This window comes from Thalassococcus halodurans (assembly GCF_900108225.1).
In the GTDB taxonomy this organism is placed as follows: domain Bacteria; phylum Pseudomonadota; class Alphaproteobacteria; order Rhodobacterales; family Rhodobacteraceae; genus Thalassococcus; species Thalassococcus halodurans.
In genome coordinates this window covers 1-14,260 of the sequence record NZ_FNUZ01000007.1, presented here as the reverse complement: position 1 = coordinate 14,260, position 14,260 = coordinate 1, and the positions used below count along the sequence as shown (strand labels likewise).

General features: G+C 60.4%; 16 protein-coding genes. 14 read left to right on the top strand and 2 right to left on the bottom strand.

The features are described from left to right. The first annotated feature begins 1 nt into the window (after position 1). From C4S59_RS17155 to C4S59_RS17095, 13 genes are all read left to right on the top strand, one after another. On the top strand, positions 2–373 hold the full coding sequence (locus C4S59_RS17155) for a hypothetical protein (RefSeq protein WP_103911615.1): 372 nt from the start codon (positions 2–4) through the stop codon (positions 371–373). Next, positions 366–1,325 carry a VWA domain-containing protein gene (locus C4S59_RS17150; protein ID WP_103911614.1) on the top strand — a complete coding sequence of 320 codons (960 nt, stop codon included), beginning with the start codon at positions 366–368 and terminating at the stop codon, positions 1,323–1,325. The genes C4S59_RS17155 and C4S59_RS17150 overlap by 8 nt, the downstream gene beginning before the upstream one ends. After that, on the top strand, positions 1,322–2,227 hold the full coding sequence (locus C4S59_RS17145) for a vWA domain-containing protein (RefSeq protein WP_234994815.1): 906 nt from the start codon (positions 1,322–1,324) through the stop codon (positions 2,225–2,227). The genes C4S59_RS17150 and C4S59_RS17145 overlap by 4 nt, the downstream gene beginning before the upstream one ends. Then, entirely contained in the window at positions 2,227–2,913 is a 687-nt protein-coding gene (locus C4S59_RS17140; RefSeq protein ID WP_234994814.1) for a tetratricopeptide repeat protein, read from the top strand. Before C4S59_RS17145 ends, C4S59_RS17140 begins: the two co-directional genes overlap by 1 nt. Continuing rightward, positions 2,910–4,082, top strand: a complete 1,173-nt coding sequence (locus C4S59_RS17135) for a BatD family protein (protein WP_103911613.1) — start codon at positions 2,910–2,912, stop codon at positions 4,080–4,082. Before C4S59_RS17140 ends, C4S59_RS17135 begins: the two co-directional genes overlap by 4 nt. Positions 4,083–4,219: 137 nt before the next feature. Continuing rightward, positions 4,220–4,852 carry an S-(hydroxymethyl)glutathione synthase gene (gene gfa / locus C4S59_RS17130; RefSeq protein WP_103911612.1) on the top strand — a complete coding sequence of 211 codons (633 nt, stop codon included), beginning with the start codon at positions 4,220–4,222 and terminating at the stop codon, positions 4,850–4,852. Between the two features lie 130 nt (positions 4,853–4,982). After that, positions 4,983–5,702: a LuxR C-terminal-related transcriptional regulator gene (locus C4S59_RS17125; protein WP_103911611.1), complete on the top strand. Its 720-nt coding sequence runs from the start codon at positions 4,983–4,985 to the stop codon at positions 5,700–5,702. Positions 5,703–5,714: 12 nt separating this feature from the next. After that, entirely contained in the window at positions 5,715–6,869 is a 1,155-nt protein-coding gene (locus tag C4S59_RS17120) for an FIST N-terminal domain-containing protein (RefSeq protein WP_327346786.1), read from the top strand. Then, positions 6,869–9,124: a hybrid sensor histidine kinase/response regulator gene (locus C4S59_RS17115; RefSeq protein WP_103911610.1), complete on the top strand. Its 2,256-nt coding sequence runs from the start codon at positions 6,869–6,871 to the stop codon at positions 9,122–9,124. The genes C4S59_RS17120 and C4S59_RS17115 overlap by 1 nt, the downstream gene beginning before the upstream one ends. 65 nt (positions 9,125–9,189) lie before the next feature. Next, on the top strand, positions 9,190–9,867 hold the full coding sequence (locus tag C4S59_RS17110) for a hypothetical protein (RefSeq protein ID WP_103911609.1): 678 nt from the start codon (positions 9,190–9,192) through the stop codon (positions 9,865–9,867). Further along, positions 9,864–10,208 carry a hypothetical protein gene (locus C4S59_RS17105; protein WP_103911608.1) on the top strand — a complete coding sequence of 115 codons (345 nt, stop codon included), beginning with the start codon at positions 9,864–9,866 and terminating at the stop codon, positions 10,206–10,208. The genes C4S59_RS17110 and C4S59_RS17105 overlap by 4 nt, the downstream gene beginning before the upstream one ends. Positions 10,209–10,245: 37 nt before the next feature. Then, entirely contained in the window at positions 10,246–10,626 is a 381-nt protein-coding gene (locus tag C4S59_RS17100) for an NUDIX hydrolase (RefSeq protein WP_200813243.1), read from the top strand. A gap of 11 nt (positions 10,627–10,637) precedes the next feature. Further along, positions 10,638–11,384 carry an SDR family oxidoreductase gene (locus C4S59_RS17095; protein ID WP_103911607.1) on the top strand — a complete coding sequence of 249 codons (747 nt, stop codon included), beginning with the start codon at positions 10,638–10,640 and terminating at the stop codon, positions 11,382–11,384. A gap of 15 nt (positions 11,385–11,399) precedes the next feature. Here C4S59_RS17095 and C4S59_RS17090 read toward each other — a convergent pair whose 3' ends face one another. Next, the gene (locus C4S59_RS17090) at positions 11,400–12,203 is read right to left on the bottom strand and encodes a quinoprotein dehydrogenase-associated SoxYZ-like carrier (protein WP_103911606.1); all 804 of its coding nucleotides are present in this window, start codon (positions 12,201–12,203) and stop codon (positions 11,400–11,402) included. 141 nt (positions 12,204–12,344) lie between these two features. Between C4S59_RS17090 and C4S59_RS17085 the strand changes: the two genes are divergently transcribed. After that, positions 12,345–13,382, top strand: a complete 1,038-nt coding sequence (locus C4S59_RS17085) for a quinoprotein relay system zinc metallohydrolase 2 (protein ID WP_103911605.1) — start codon at positions 12,345–12,347, stop codon at positions 13,380–13,382. A gap of 3 nt (positions 13,383–13,385) precedes the next feature. Here C4S59_RS17085 and C4S59_RS17080 read toward each other — a convergent pair whose 3' ends face one another. Next, positions 13,386–14,000 carry a hypothetical protein gene (locus tag C4S59_RS17080; protein ID WP_103911604.1) on the bottom strand — a complete coding sequence of 205 codons (615 nt, stop codon included), beginning with the start codon at positions 13,998–14,000 and terminating at the stop codon, positions 13,386–13,388. Positions 14,001–14,260: the final 260 nt, after the last annotated feature.

The following is a 14,260-nucleotide window of genomic DNA, read 5'->3' as shown; positions in this document are numbered from 1 at the left end:
CATGGCGGACAGGGCCATCAGCCAAGAGGCGTTGTTGCAGGGGCTGCGCGACATCCACCTGCCGCCCGAGATTGCGGGTGGGGGTATTGCCCAGATGCTGGCGGCCTTGGCGATGGGGTTGGGTCTGGCGCTGATCATCGGGGGTATTTTGCGCGCCTTTTCCATGCGGCCCAAACGAGAGCGACCCGTGACGTTGAATGACCGTGTGATCGCCGCGCGTGAGCTGCCATCTGATGCGCAGCAAGTGGCGCTGTTGCACCTGCTGAAAGACGTGTCGCCTGCGCGATATCAGGCTCTGTCACAGCGGATTTATCAAAAGGGCGGTATCCCTGCGCCCGACGTGATCGAGCAGGAGTTGCGCGATCATGCTTGAACTGGCCACACCCTGGGCGCTGATCCTGTTGCCGCTGCCCCTGATCCTGATGCGGTTCCTGCCGGTGCGGGTGGAACGGGGCGCGGCCTTGGCTGTTCCTGACACGGTGGGCACGGCATTGCTGGCGCAAGGCGGGCAGGGCGGCAGCATGGCGCGGAGGGTGTCGCGCAGCCTGCCTTGGGTGATCTGGGTTTTGCTGGTTCTGGCACTGACCGGCCCACGGAAATTAGAGCCTATTCCGGCGCTAAAGGTGTCGGGTCGGGATCTGGCGATTGCGCTGGATTTGTCGGGGTCGATGGTGCGCGATGATTTCTATCTGGACGGCGAACAGATCACGCGGCTTGAGGCAGTGCAGCGTGTTGGTGCGGATTTCGCCCGTGGCCGTGGGGGCGACCGTGTGGCGCTGATTGTCTTCGGGTCTGACGCCTATTACGCCGCGCCGTTTTCCTATGACACCGAGGCCATCGCCCGCCGGATCGAAACCGCCGTCATCGGCATTTCGGGGCGGGCAACGAATGTATCGGATGCCCTGGGGTTGGCGTTGAAGCGCATGGCGCAAAGCGACGCGGCGACCAAGGTGGTGATCCTGCTGTCAGACGGGGTCAGCAACGCAGGTGCTACGAACCCGAGGGGGGTAGCAGAACTGGCGGCGAAGCTGGGGGTGCGGGTGCACACCATCGCCATGGGGCCCAAGGATTTGACCACAGCGGAAGAGGGCGAGCGCGGGGTTGTGGACGCGGCCACGCTGCGCGCGATTTCGGACCTGTCTGGCGGCACCAGTTTCCGCGTGAAAACGACCGAGGATCTGGTCGCTGTTGCGGACGCTTTGGATAAGCTTGAGGCGAATGACAGCGACGGTCTGGCGGCCGAGGTGTTCCGTGAATTCTGGCTCTATCCTGCCGCGATTGCGCTGATGTTGTCCCTGATTATTGTCTGGAGGCAAGAGGCGTGATCGGGCTGTCGGATATCACCCTGCTGCGCCCTTGGTGGTTGCTGGCATTGATGCCGTTGGCGGTGCTGGTCTGGGTGATGGCGCGTCGTCGCGGGGGTGCGGGCGATTGGGAGGCCGTCGTTGATCCGCAGCTGATGCAGGCCTTGGGCGCGATGGGCCGCGTTGATGCGGGGCATGGCGGGCGGGTTGCCAAAGGGGCGACCATCGGCGCGGTGTTGTTGATCGTCGCCTTGGCGGGGCCGGCAATGGAACGGCGCGATGCGGTGGCGTTTCGCAATCTGGACGGGGTGGTGTTTGTGCTCGATGCGTCATCGTCGGTCGTCGATAGCCCGCGCTGGCCGCAGATGCTGACCATGGGGCGGTTCGGGATTGCGTCGCTCGGGTCGCGGCCTGCGGGGTTGGTTGTCTACGGGGGCGATGCCTATGTGGCGACGGATATCACCGGTGATGTACGGCAGTTGGGGCAGACGCTGTCGGTGGTGGATCGCGATACGATGCCTGATCCGGGATCGCGGCCTGAACGGGGACTGGCGCTGGCGCGGCGTATTCAGCAAGAGGCCGAGATACTGGCGGGCGATGTGATCATGATGACCGATGGCGCAGGCCTGACGCCGCGCGCTTTTGCCGAGGCGGAGGCGATTGCCGCCCGTGGCGCGCGGCTGTCGGTGATCTCGCTTGAGGCGCCTACGGCTGGAATCGAGACACTTGTGCAGATCGGCGGGGGGCGGGTGTTTACCCTGGATCAGACCGATGCGCTGTCAGACTGGATGCGCACTTCGGCGCGGGAAAGGTTGGAGCAGCAGGATTATCCGCTGCTGTTCTGGTCAGACTACGGGCGCTGGTTGCTGGTGTTGGTGCTGATCCCCGCGATGTTGTTGTTCCGGCGAAGGGCGGTGACGTGATGGCGCGGGTGTTGCTGATCCTGACGGTACTTTGCACGGGCGCTGCGGTGTTGATCGGCGGGGCGCAGCCGTTCGGGCGTGTGCTGATGTCTGTGGGTCTGCACGGGGTTGCTGCGCAGGTGTTTCAAGACCCCTATTGGCGCGGCGTGGCGCAGTATCGGGCGGGCGATATGGATAGTGCCGCCGCGTCCTTCCGCGAGGCGCGGGCGTTCTTCAACTTGGGGAATGCCGAGGTGCATCGCGGCAATCACGCCGCCGCGCTTGAGGCCTTTGATATAGACCGGATGCGCGGGCATGCAGATGCCTCGACCAATTTTGATCTGGTGTCTGCCTACTATGCCGGTCTGGCGGTCGACGCGGATGCGCCGCTGTCATGGGTGACGACGCGCGACAAAGACGGGCCCGAGGTGCGCGGGCCTGTGGCGCAAGGCAGTGCGCGGGCCGCGGGGCAGGGGACCGACACGACGAACGCGGGCACCTTGTTCGGCCTGCCGGAACTGACGACATGGGCCGAAACATCGGGCGTGCGGCGGGTGTTTGATGACAAGTTTGTCGTGGCCAATGACCGCTGGTTGGCCACGCTTGAGGACGTGCCGGGCGCCTACCTGAAAGAGCGGATCAAACACGAATACAAACGCCGCCACAAAGCGGGTCTAACACCGCCCAATCCGGAGGACCCGCGATGAGATGGCTGATCGCTTGGTTGTTCTGGACTTCGGTTGCCTTTGCGCAATCCAGCACGGTTTTGCCGACCGATGCGGAACTGACCGTGACCGTCGAAAACGCCGAGGTCACGCCCTACACCCAAGAGATGATCCTGATCACCATCGAAGGCGTGTACCGGCGGCACATCACCTTGGAAAAGCTGGAGCAGCCTGATCTGTCGGGCTTCAACTGGATGCAGTTGGGCGCGGATTTCTGGTACGACGACACCGAGGCCGGAAAGAAGGTCAAGAAATTCAAACGGCGCATGGCGCTGTATCCTGATCGCGCCGGCGAGATCGAGATAGGGCCGTTCATCCATCATCTGACGCTGACCGATGAAGGCGATGATTGGTTCGCCCATGACATCCAGTCTGAACCTTTCACCATCAAGGTCGAACAGGCCCCCGAAGTGCCCGATGGCGGTTGGTGGTTTCCTGTGCGCCGGTTGGAGGTTGGTGACAACTGGTCAAACTCGCCCGATCAACTGGTCGAAGGCGAAGGCGTTTTGCGCATAATCAGGGTCGAAGCGATCGGCGTTGGCCCCGATATGATCCCGCCGATGCCAGAGCTGAAATCACCGTCTGCGATGATCTTTCCACATCCGGAAAAACGCATTGTCGAATTGTCCCCTTATGGCCCTGTGTCGGTGGCCTTCTGGCGTTGGACGATCAGGCCCACGAACACGACCTCGGCCATTCTGGAACCGATCGAATTCGATTATTTCGACACGGTGAACCGTGTGCCGCGCAAGGCGGTGATTTCGCCGCAACGTGTAGCCTATCTGGAAAGCGAATTGGATGCACCGCCGGTGGTCGCGGAACCTGCGCGTCTGGGAAGTCTGCCGGTTATGGCGGTCTTCGGGGTGGGGGCCGCGCTTGGTCTGGTGGTGATGCTGATGGGACGGCGGTTTAGCCCCGACGCAATCCAGCGTTGGCCCATGTTCGACCCGCTTGTGCGCGATCTGAAACGGGCCGAACGCGCGGGCGACGGCGTGGCATTGCGCCGTGCCGCACAGGCCCTGATCCGGCGCGACGGGGCGGGGGCAAACAGGCAAGCGCGGCTGTCCGAACTGGATGATCTGCTGTTTTCCGAAGGATATGGCGGACAGGTGCCAGAGGGATTTGTCCGCAGGTTTCTGAGCGCCGCTTAGAGTGAAAACCAGAGCCGAGTATTGCACTAAAGTCGATACTATTGGTTGAATTGCCCGAATCCTAAAGGGCGCGCAGGCTGTCACCACTAAAAATAAAAATCACGACTTAACTCGTGTCCTTAGGGAGGACGTCTGAAATGGGATTTCTATCCAACCTTTTCGGAGGGGGGGATTCTTCTGCATCCGCTGCTCCGCAATATACGCATATCAAAATTCACCCCAGTGTAGATAACGGCATTCCGGCAGGGTCCGCGAATTTCGCGGGTGGTACGCTGAAATGTAAATGTTCCTCGAACCCGGTGGTTGTAGAAGTGTCGGCGCAAACCGCGCACAACCACGTTTGCGGTTGCACAAAGTGCTGGAAGCCCGCGGGCGCGGTTTTCAGCCAGATCGCCGTTGTGGGACGTGACAACGTCACCGTCACAGAAAACGCCGACAAGCTGGCCATTGTTGACGAAGCGGCGGCGATCCAGCGTCATGCCTGTAAGGACTGCGGTGTTCACATGTATGGCCGGATCGAAAACACAGGCCACCCGTTCCACGGTCTGGATTTTGTTCATACCGAACTGAGCTCGGCGTCGGGTTGGTCCGCGCCAGAATTCGCGGCCTTTGTGTCGTCGATTATTGAATCCGGGGTCGCGCCCGAACGGATGGGGGACATTCGCGCGCGTCTGAAAGAGCTGGGGCTGGAGCCCTACGATTGCCTGTCGCCACCGCTGATGGATGCGATTGCGACGCATGTGGCAAAAACGTCGGGTGCGCTGAAGTAAGAGAACCCTGGTGAGGAACCGGCGCAGCCTTCGGGATGCGCCGGTTTCCGCGTTTTAAAGATTCTGACTAAGCCGTTGTTGCCACAGCACCGATTCGGACTGTAGTCTCGCTTCTGGGAGGATTGGGGAAATGAAGCATGAAAATCTGGAACAGGCTCCGGGACGTATCCGGTCTGTTGTGATTGTCGATGATCACCCCTTGTATAGCGATGCACTATCGGCAGCGTTGCGGTTGGTTTTTCCGAACTGCACGATCGAGGCACGTCAGACTTTGGGCGACACACTGAGTTTGCTGGATAAGGGCTTTGTCCCTGATCTGGTGATGTTCGATCTGAAATTGCCGGATGTGAACGGTATTTCGGGCTTTGAAAGCCTGCGCGACCGTGTGCCGGATACGCCTATTCTGGTCATCTCGTCGCTGACGTCGGTCGAGATTGTGGCGGCCCTGATGGAAAAGGGCGCGGCGGGTTTCCTGCCAAAGGATGCCTCGGCGCAGGTTCTGAAATCGGCGTTGTTTGACGTGAGCACGGGGCGCAAGTTTGTGCCCAAAAGCTATCAGACAGCCGCAGCGGCGCCCGCATCCGACGAGATGTGCCGTAAGGATCAGTCGAAGATTTCCGAACTGACGCCGCAGCAGGCGCGGATCATGAAGCTGATCTGTGCGGGCAAGCCGAACAAACAGATTGCATATGAGCTGAACCTTGCGGAAGCGACGGTCAAAGCCCACATCACCGCGCTGTTGCGCCGGTTGGGGGTACAGAACCGGACGCAGGCGGCGGTTCTGGTCGAGGCATCCATGGCAGAAGCGGTGGCGGGCGATCCCGAGTCCCAAGTCTTCCTGAGCCGGTAAGGGCAGGGCAAGGTGCTGGACACAAGCGGATCACCTTTTGTCGGTGTCTCCGTGTCCTATGAATTGGATGCGGACGCCGCGGTTGCGGAAATTGCCAGCCAGATCGATTTGCAGGACAGCTGTTTTGTGCTGGTGTTCCTGCCCGACCGTCTGGATGTGCAGGAATTGGAAACAGCGCTGAATGCCCATCTGGGCAGCGTGCCGGTATTCGGCTGTACCACGGCAGGGCAGATCACCCCCAAGGGCTACGAGACCGAGGCGCTTTTGGCGATTTCGTTTTCGCGGAAACATTTCCGCTGCGCGTCTTTGCTGATCGAACCGTTGAAACCACTGTCGATCAAAACCATCGCGCGGGATGTTCAAAAACATGCCTCGCATTTCCAGCGCACGGCTGGGTGGGACCGGCTGGCGTTGGTCTTTGCCGATGGGCTGTCGAAACAGGAAGACGTGCTGGTGTCCACGCTGGAAACGGCGCTGGTCAATGTGCCGATCTTTGGCGGATCGGCGGGCAACGGGCTGCATTTCGAACAGACCTTTGTGCTGCATGACGGCAAGTTCCGGTCAAACGCCGCGCTGCTTTTGTTGCTGGAAACCGACCTGCGGTTCGAGGGCTTGGGCTTTCACCATTTTCTGCCCACCGAAAAGCAACTGGTCGTGACCGAGGCCGAGCCGGAAGAACGGCTTGTTCTGGAAATCAACGGCGCGCCTGCGGCGCAGGAATATGCCCGCCTTGTGGGTCGCGATGTCGAAGACCTGTCGCCCGAGGTGTTTGCTGAAAACCCTCTCTTGGTGCGTCAGAACATGAGCTATCACGTGCGGGCCATTCACGGGGCGGTATCGCCCCATGCGCTGTCATTCCTGTGTGCTATCGACGACGGTCTGATCATGACGCTTGGACGCGGCAAGGAAATCGTCCGCACGCTGGATACGGAACTGGACGTTCAGGATGAGATGGGCCGCGCGCCGGACTTTATCCTCGGGTTCGACTGTGTGCTGCGCAAGCTTGAGATCGAACAGAAGCAGATGTCGGATGAGATTTCGGACGTGTTTCGGAAACGGCGGGTCGTGGGCTTTAACACCTATGGCGAACAGCACCGAGGGGTGCATGTGAACCAGACCTTTGTGGGCGTCGCCTTCTTTCAGCCGTCACGGAGGGATTTGCATTGATGATCAATCCGGACGATCCGCTGAACCTTCAGGTTCAGAAACAGGCCAAGATCATCGAGGCACTGGTGCGCCGCGCCAACCGCCAGCACGAGATCGGCAGCACGGCCTATAGCGCGTTTCAGTCGGCGATTGCGTTGCAGGGACAGATCTGGGCCAAGACCCGCGATCTGGAACGCACCACAAACGAGCTTGAATCCGTCCGCTATGATCGGGAACGGACCCGCAAAAGCCTGACCGATGCTTTGGCGTCGATGGAGGGTGGCTTTGCCCTGTTCACCGATGGCAAGCTTGAGGTCTGCAACGATCTGTTCCGCACGCTTCTGCCTGACCTGAGCCGCCAGTTGGCCCCGGGATTAGAGATCGAGCTGTATTTCGACGCGCTTCGCAACAGCCGCTATCTGGTCAGCACCGACGGGCGCATGTCGACGTCCTTGACCGAAGCTCAGCGCGGCCCTGTGGGGGCGATGGTTCTGTCTTTCGTGATCGAACTGACCGAAGACCGTTGGTTCCAGATCAACATGCAGCGCACGTCTTCGGACAACATCGTGATCCTGCAAACCGAGATCACCGGCATTGTCCGGCAGAACCGGTCGGAAAAGGAAAACCTCATCGACAAACAGGCGCTGTATCTACAGGCCGTGTTCGAAAACATGTCGGCGGGCATCTGCACCTTTTCGCAGGACGGCGAGGTGATGATGCACAACACGCGGTTCCGCGAGTTGCTGGGCCTGCCCTACACGTTGCTGCAAAAGGGGACAGGGCTGCAGCAGGTGCTGGATTTCATCAGCGTCAATGCGCTGGTTCTGGACAGTGCCGCGCTTAACGTGAACCTGTGGCGCGAACGTCTGGCCCATCAAGGGCGGTTGCGCCGCCGCATCCGCCACGCGGGCGGGCGGGTTCTGGACCTGCATGCGCATGTGTTGCCGGATCAGGGTTTTCTAGTGGAACTGAAGGACGTCACGCTGGAAAGCCGCGCGACCGAGATGCTGGAAAAGCGCGTCGACGAACGGACGCTGGAACTGACACAGGCCAACAAACGCCTGACCGCGCAATACGAGGCCCAAGCGCGGGTCGAAGAGGAACTGCGTCTGGCCAAGGAACGGGCCGAAGCGGCGGTGTCGTCCAAGACACGGTTCCTTGCGGCGGCGAGCCACGATCTGTTGCAGCCGATCAATGCGGCCAAGCTGCTAATTTCGACCCTGAAGGAAACCACCAAGGATAACCCCGTGTCCGGCACGGTGGATCGTTTGCAGGGGTCTTTCACCTCGATCGAGGAACTGCTGCACGCGCTTCTGGATATCTCGCGACTGGATTCCACCGACACGGCGCTGACGCCGTCCGATGTCTGTCTGGGCACGTTGATGCAGGGCGTGGTCGAGGATCAGGCGCCTTTGGCAGCCCGCAAGAAGGTACAGCTGGATGTGGTGCCGGTCAGTGCGCTGGTGCGGTCTGATCAACGGTATCTGATGCGGTCGATCCAGAACCTTGTGGTGAACGCGATCCAGTACACGCCCGAAGGCGGGCGGGTGTTGCTGGGCTGTCGGCGCAGGGGCGACAAGATCGTGCTTGAGGTCTGGGATACCGGCATCGGCATCAGCCCCAAGGATCAGAAACGGATTTTCGACGAATTCACACGGGCTGACAACGTGCCGATCGGGTCGGGGATGGGGCTTGGTCTGTCTATCGTGGACCGGACCTGTCGCCATCTGGGGCACAAGGTATCTGTACGGTCGAAACGCGGGGTCGGGTCGATCTTTTCCATCGAGATGGATCTGGTCAAAGGTCAGCCTCAGGAACCCACGACCTACCTTGCGCCAGCAGGTGCCAACGAAGCGGATATGGATCTGATCGTGCTGGTGGTGGAAAACGACGAAGACGTGTTGTTCGCCACGACGCAGAAGCTGGAACTGTGGGGGGCGAGCGTTTTGCCTGCGGCTTCGACCGAAGAGGCGCTGGGGTTGATCCGCGATATCGGCATGCCGCCGGATATCATTCTGGCGGATTACCAGTTGGACAACGGCGATACCGGCGTGAACGCGATCCGTCAGGTGCGGTCCGAGACGAAAACCAAGGTTCCCGCCATCATGATCACCGCCGACCGAAGCCCCGATCTGGTGCGCACCGGGGCGCAGATGGGCTTTACCGTTCTGACCAAACCCGTCCAGCTGTCGCGCCTGCGTCCGCTGATCGATTGGAAAACGCGGCCACAAAACCGCAGCGGGGCTGGCATGAAGGCGGTCTATGCCGGTGAGTGATACAAAAGTAGCGCCTGACACAGGGTTTACAGTCAATAGGCTCTGACCTCGGGAGGACTCAAATAATGCTAAGAATTCTGGCGACGTTATGCGCGTTGGCGATTGCTGCTCCGGCTGTGTCGGCGGCAGAGGGATCGGGAAACGAAACCTATGATGTGCTGTTTAAGAACGGCACGCTGGACGATATCCCCGAAGGTGCGGAACTGGTCTACAGCCGGTCGTCGGGCAACCCTGTGAAGCCCGAGATATCCAAGCGGGACACGGGCGATATTGCCCTGACGATCACCCCGGCGGATAAACCTGTTGCGCGTCTGGAATTCACCCAGTTCGGCGGGCAAAAGCGGAACCTTGGATCGTTCCCCGCCAGCGTCGGCAACCCGATGATCATGTACTTTTATGAAACGGTCGTACGGGACATGGCCGAGATTTCCGGCGGCAGTCCATTCTACATCCGCAACCGTGTGAAAGACTCGCTGATTCAGCCTGCCGATATCACCACGGGCGAGGCCGAATTTGACGGCAAGACGATCCCGATCACGACGGTGAAAATCCATCCCTTTGACGGTGATCCGAATGCGGACCGGATGATGGGCTTTGGCGATCTGGAACTGATTGTTCAGATGTCCGACGAGGTGCCCGGCTGGTACCTGAGCCTGACCGCCGCAGCCCCCGATGCCAAGCATGAGGATGCGTGGATCTACCTGTCGCAGATCACGTTCAAGGAACTGGAGACCGCGCAATGAAACGTCTGGCGGTTTTGCTGGCGATGATCGGCGGGGCCGCGCAGGCCCAGACGGTTGCGGAACGGTTGAACGACTATCCCACGGCGGCGCGGGCGGACTATGTGTTCGCCTGCATGGCCACCAACGGGCAAAGCCGTCAGGTGCTGGAGCAGTGTTCCTGTTCTATCGACCAGATCGCGCAAATCCTGCCCTACGACAAATACGTCGAGGCCGAGACGGTTCTGTCCATGCGGCTGACCGGTGGTGAACGTATGGCCGTGTTCAATAGCGCGGTCGCCGCCAATAATCTGGTCGCCGACCTGCGCCGCGCACAGGCCGAGGCCGAGATCATCTGTTTCTGAACCCGATTGTCCGGACGCCCGCCATTCGCTAGCACGTGTGCATGACGATACGGGCCACGTCAAAGGCGTGCGGCCCTTGGGTGGCACGGTCGAATTCGGAGAGACAGCACAGGCCGCCCTGATCCGCGAGTTTCAGGAAGAGCTGGGCCTTACGATCGACATCCTCGGGCCGCCTGTTTTCATGGAAAACCTTTACACCCACGAAGGCAGTGTCGGCCACGAGGTGCTGGCGCTTTTTGATGTGGGGTTTCCTGAAGGGGCCTATGCGGGTGCGACGCGGATCAGTTTTCAGGAAGACAACGGCATGACCTGTTGGGCGGAATGGTTCGACCTTGCGCGTTTGGATGTGGACGGCGGGCCAGAGCTCTTTCCTTCGGGGTTAAAAGACGTACTGATTGCAAGACGGGGTCAAACGTAAGGGGGCATCCCATGCAGAAGACAGTTCTTATCAGTGGCGGCTCGCGGGGCATCGGGCGTGCGACGGGTTTGGTGATGGCGGGGCAGGGTTGGCGCGTGGCGTTTACCTATCGCGGGGATCAGGCGGCGGCGGACCAAACGGTTGCCGATATCCATGCGGCGGGAAGCGAGGCCATCGCCATTCAGGGTGACACCGCGAATGAGGCCGATGTCCTGCGCGCCTATGATGAGACGATCAGTGCCTTTGGCGGGTTGGATGCGGTGGTGGTGAATGCGGGCGTCGTGGCGCCGTCTTCGAGACTGGCGGATATGTCTATCGAGCGGCTGCGGACCATGTTCGACACCAACGTTCTGGGCGCATTCCTGTTCGCCCGCGAAGCTGCACGGCGTTTGCCTGCGCATAAGTCAGGCGAGGACGCGGCCATTGTTCTGTTGTCATCGGCGGCGGCGCGTTTGGGGTCGCCCAATGAATACGTGGATTACGCCGCAACCAAAGGGGCCATCGACACGATGACGCTTGGGTTGTCCAAAGAGCTTGCCCCCGACGGTATTCGCGTCAACGGGGTGCGGCCTGGTTTGATTGAAACAGACATTCACGCCAGCGGCGGCCAACCGGACCGCGCCGAACGCTTGGGCAAAACGGCACCGCTCGGGCGGGCAGGGACAGCCGAAGAGGTGGCGAATGCCATCGCATGGCTGTGCAGCGCCGAGGCGTCCTATTGCACAGGTTCGATTCTGGATGTGGCAGGGGGGCGGTAGAACCGCCTTCCCGTTTTAGCTTTCTGCGACTTTGGACAGTTCGCGTTCGAAGATGTTGCCTTCGGTGTCTGTCGCGCGGACGGTCAGAGTCTCGGACCCGTTGTCATTGTACGAGAACCGGAACACGGGGTTTTCGCTGATCGAAATCCCGCCTTCCATCGTGAACAGCAGATCGTCGCCTTGGCGGACCTCGATCGTGTCGATGAAATGAGCGTTGATAAACAACTGGGTCACCTGATCGCGCTGAAGGCCCGAGTAGTTCGGGTGGCGGATCATGATCTGGGCTTCGCGGCGGGCCTGCGACATGGCGGGCGTATCGCCAAACAGGCGCAGTTTCATCTGGCCCATGCTGGCCAGCGCCAGTTCCGGATCGCGGGTCGCGGGGGCCGAACATCCGCCCGACGCCTTCACGTAGCGGCCGTTCATCACGTAGCCTTCGGGCGTTTCGGCCAGAACGCGGACGTTGGAATATTGGTTCACACGGACCCGCAGTTCGAAATCAATCGGACCCATCGACGGGCCGAATTCGAATCGTCCCGCGACAGGGGCGGGGTTTTCATCGACAACCACGGTTGCGGCGGTGATCGGAACGCTGGTGTCGGCCTGATGGATGACAATCGGCACGGTGGCCGCGTCATGGGCGCGATATGGCGCATCCACGGTGAAAAGCGTTTGGCTTTCAGTGATCTGGGCGTCGCCGACCACATCGCCGCGCAGGTCGATCCATGTGGCGCCTTCGGTCAGGGGGTTCTTGATCTCTTCTGCTGCCAAGGGGCTGGCAAGGGCGCACAACAGGGCGGCCGCATAAGTCATTTTCATGTCCGTCTCCTCCTCCGAAACGGCGGTTCAATCGCTGTGGTATGCCATAAAATTGATCAGAAAGATATTCAGCGGATGGTATCGCTGGTTCACAGATCGGTGTGCAGGCCATGTTTGCTGGGCCGAAAGGGGAGGGTGCAGATGTTCGAAGCGGTGGTGACTGTGTGTCTGATGATGGAACCGGACATCTGTCGGGATGTGCTGTTGCCCAACCATCGGGCGGCAGAGCAGGCCGATTGTCTGGCGTCCTTGAGTACCGTTCCGGATTATGTCCCGCCGTCGGGCCTGACCGCGACAGCGCTGACGTGCAAACCGGAAGGCCCCGCGCTGAAGGTGAGCGAGGTCGGGGACGGCGTGTTTTGGCACCGCGGATTGATCGAGGAACCCGATAGAGTGAACCGCGGGGATGTGACCAACCTTGGCTTTGTGATCGGCGAGGAGTGGGTTGCGGTCATCGACACGGGCACTGCGCGCTGGATGGGCGAGGCGCTGTTGCGCGCGATCCGGCAGCGCACGGATTTGCCGATTGGTTATGTGATCCTGACACACATGCACCCCGACCATGTGCTGGGCGCGAATGTTCTGGCCGAGGCCGGGGGCGAAGTGGTGGGGCATGCGAAACTGCCCCGTGCCTTGGCGGATCGGCGCGACAATTATCTGGAAAGCCTGTCGGGCCTTTTGGGGGACAGCGCCTTTATCGGCAGTGACATCATTGCGCCGTCGGTCGTGGTCGAAGACGAGATGGTTCTTGATCTGGGCGGGCGTCAGTTGGCGCTGCGCGCTTGGCCTGCGGCGCACACGGGCACGGACCTGACGGTTCAGGACGATCTGACAGGGCTGCTGTTTACCGGCGATCTGGTTTTTCACGAACACACGCCTGCCCTGGACGGGTCGTTGCGCGGTTGGCAAAAGGTGCTGGCCGAGTTTGCCGATCTGAACCCGACCGGTATTTTGCCCGGACACGGCGGGCCGCTTCTGGACTGGCCCGAAGGGACGGCGGATATGGAGCGGTATCTGGAGGTGCTGGCCCATGACACCCGACAGGCGATTGATGACGGCATGCACATGGGCGAGGCCGTGACCCGGATCGCCGAAAGCGAACGGGATCACTGGACGCTGTTCGATGCCTACAACCCGCGCAATGCGACGGTTGCCTTTACCGAGCTTGAATGGGAATAGCGCCTAGTCCTCGACCACCTGCATCAACATCTGCGCAATGGCGAACAAACGCTTTTCCAAAAGCACCGGCGTTTCGCAGACGTAGGTCAGGTTTTTCTGCCGGTCGATGTAGATGCGTTCGTCCCAATCGATCTGCTCTTCGAGCGAATCAAGTTTGTCGTAGTCAGGATTTTCGACGTTCAGAAGGCTGTCGAATTCCACCCGTGCTTCTTCGATTCGTTCCGACTGGGCGATCTGGCCAAGCGAGAAATCCGCGATTCCATCCATAATGGTCGACCGTCGGCGGGCCACTTGATCGAAGACGCGGACAAAGACCTGACTGATCAGCGGTTCGGCCGCGCCGTGTTCGCCTACGAATTCAGCGATGCGGGCCTCGGCCTCTTCCAGCGATACGCGGCGCAGGGTCAGGGCCCCTGCTAAATCTCGTACCGCCTCGCCTGTGGGGCCTTCTATCTTGGCCTCTTCCACAGGGTGGGGCCACATCAGGCCGATGGACAGACGTTCCACCTTGCGTTGGATACAGGGCCATGTCGGGTCCGAGAAATCGGCCGCGAACACCGGCTGTCCAAGCGTTGTGGTCAATAAAAGGGCACTAAGCCCTGCGCGGAAATTAATCATGCTGTCCTCCCTGTCAGGAACTATGTGGCACCCTCAAGAACATGTCCATTCAGACCAATACCCACCATTGTCTGCGTTGTTCGAAAATGTCGCATCAACCCATACTCTGACCAATCGCCGTCAGAGCGAATTGTGGAATACGAAGTTTTTGGGAGGAGCCTGCACATGCGGACACGTGCGGCGGTGGCTTTGGAAGCCGGGAAGCCATTGGAAGTGATGGAAGTGAACCTTGAGGGCCCGAAGGCTGGCGAGGTTCTGAT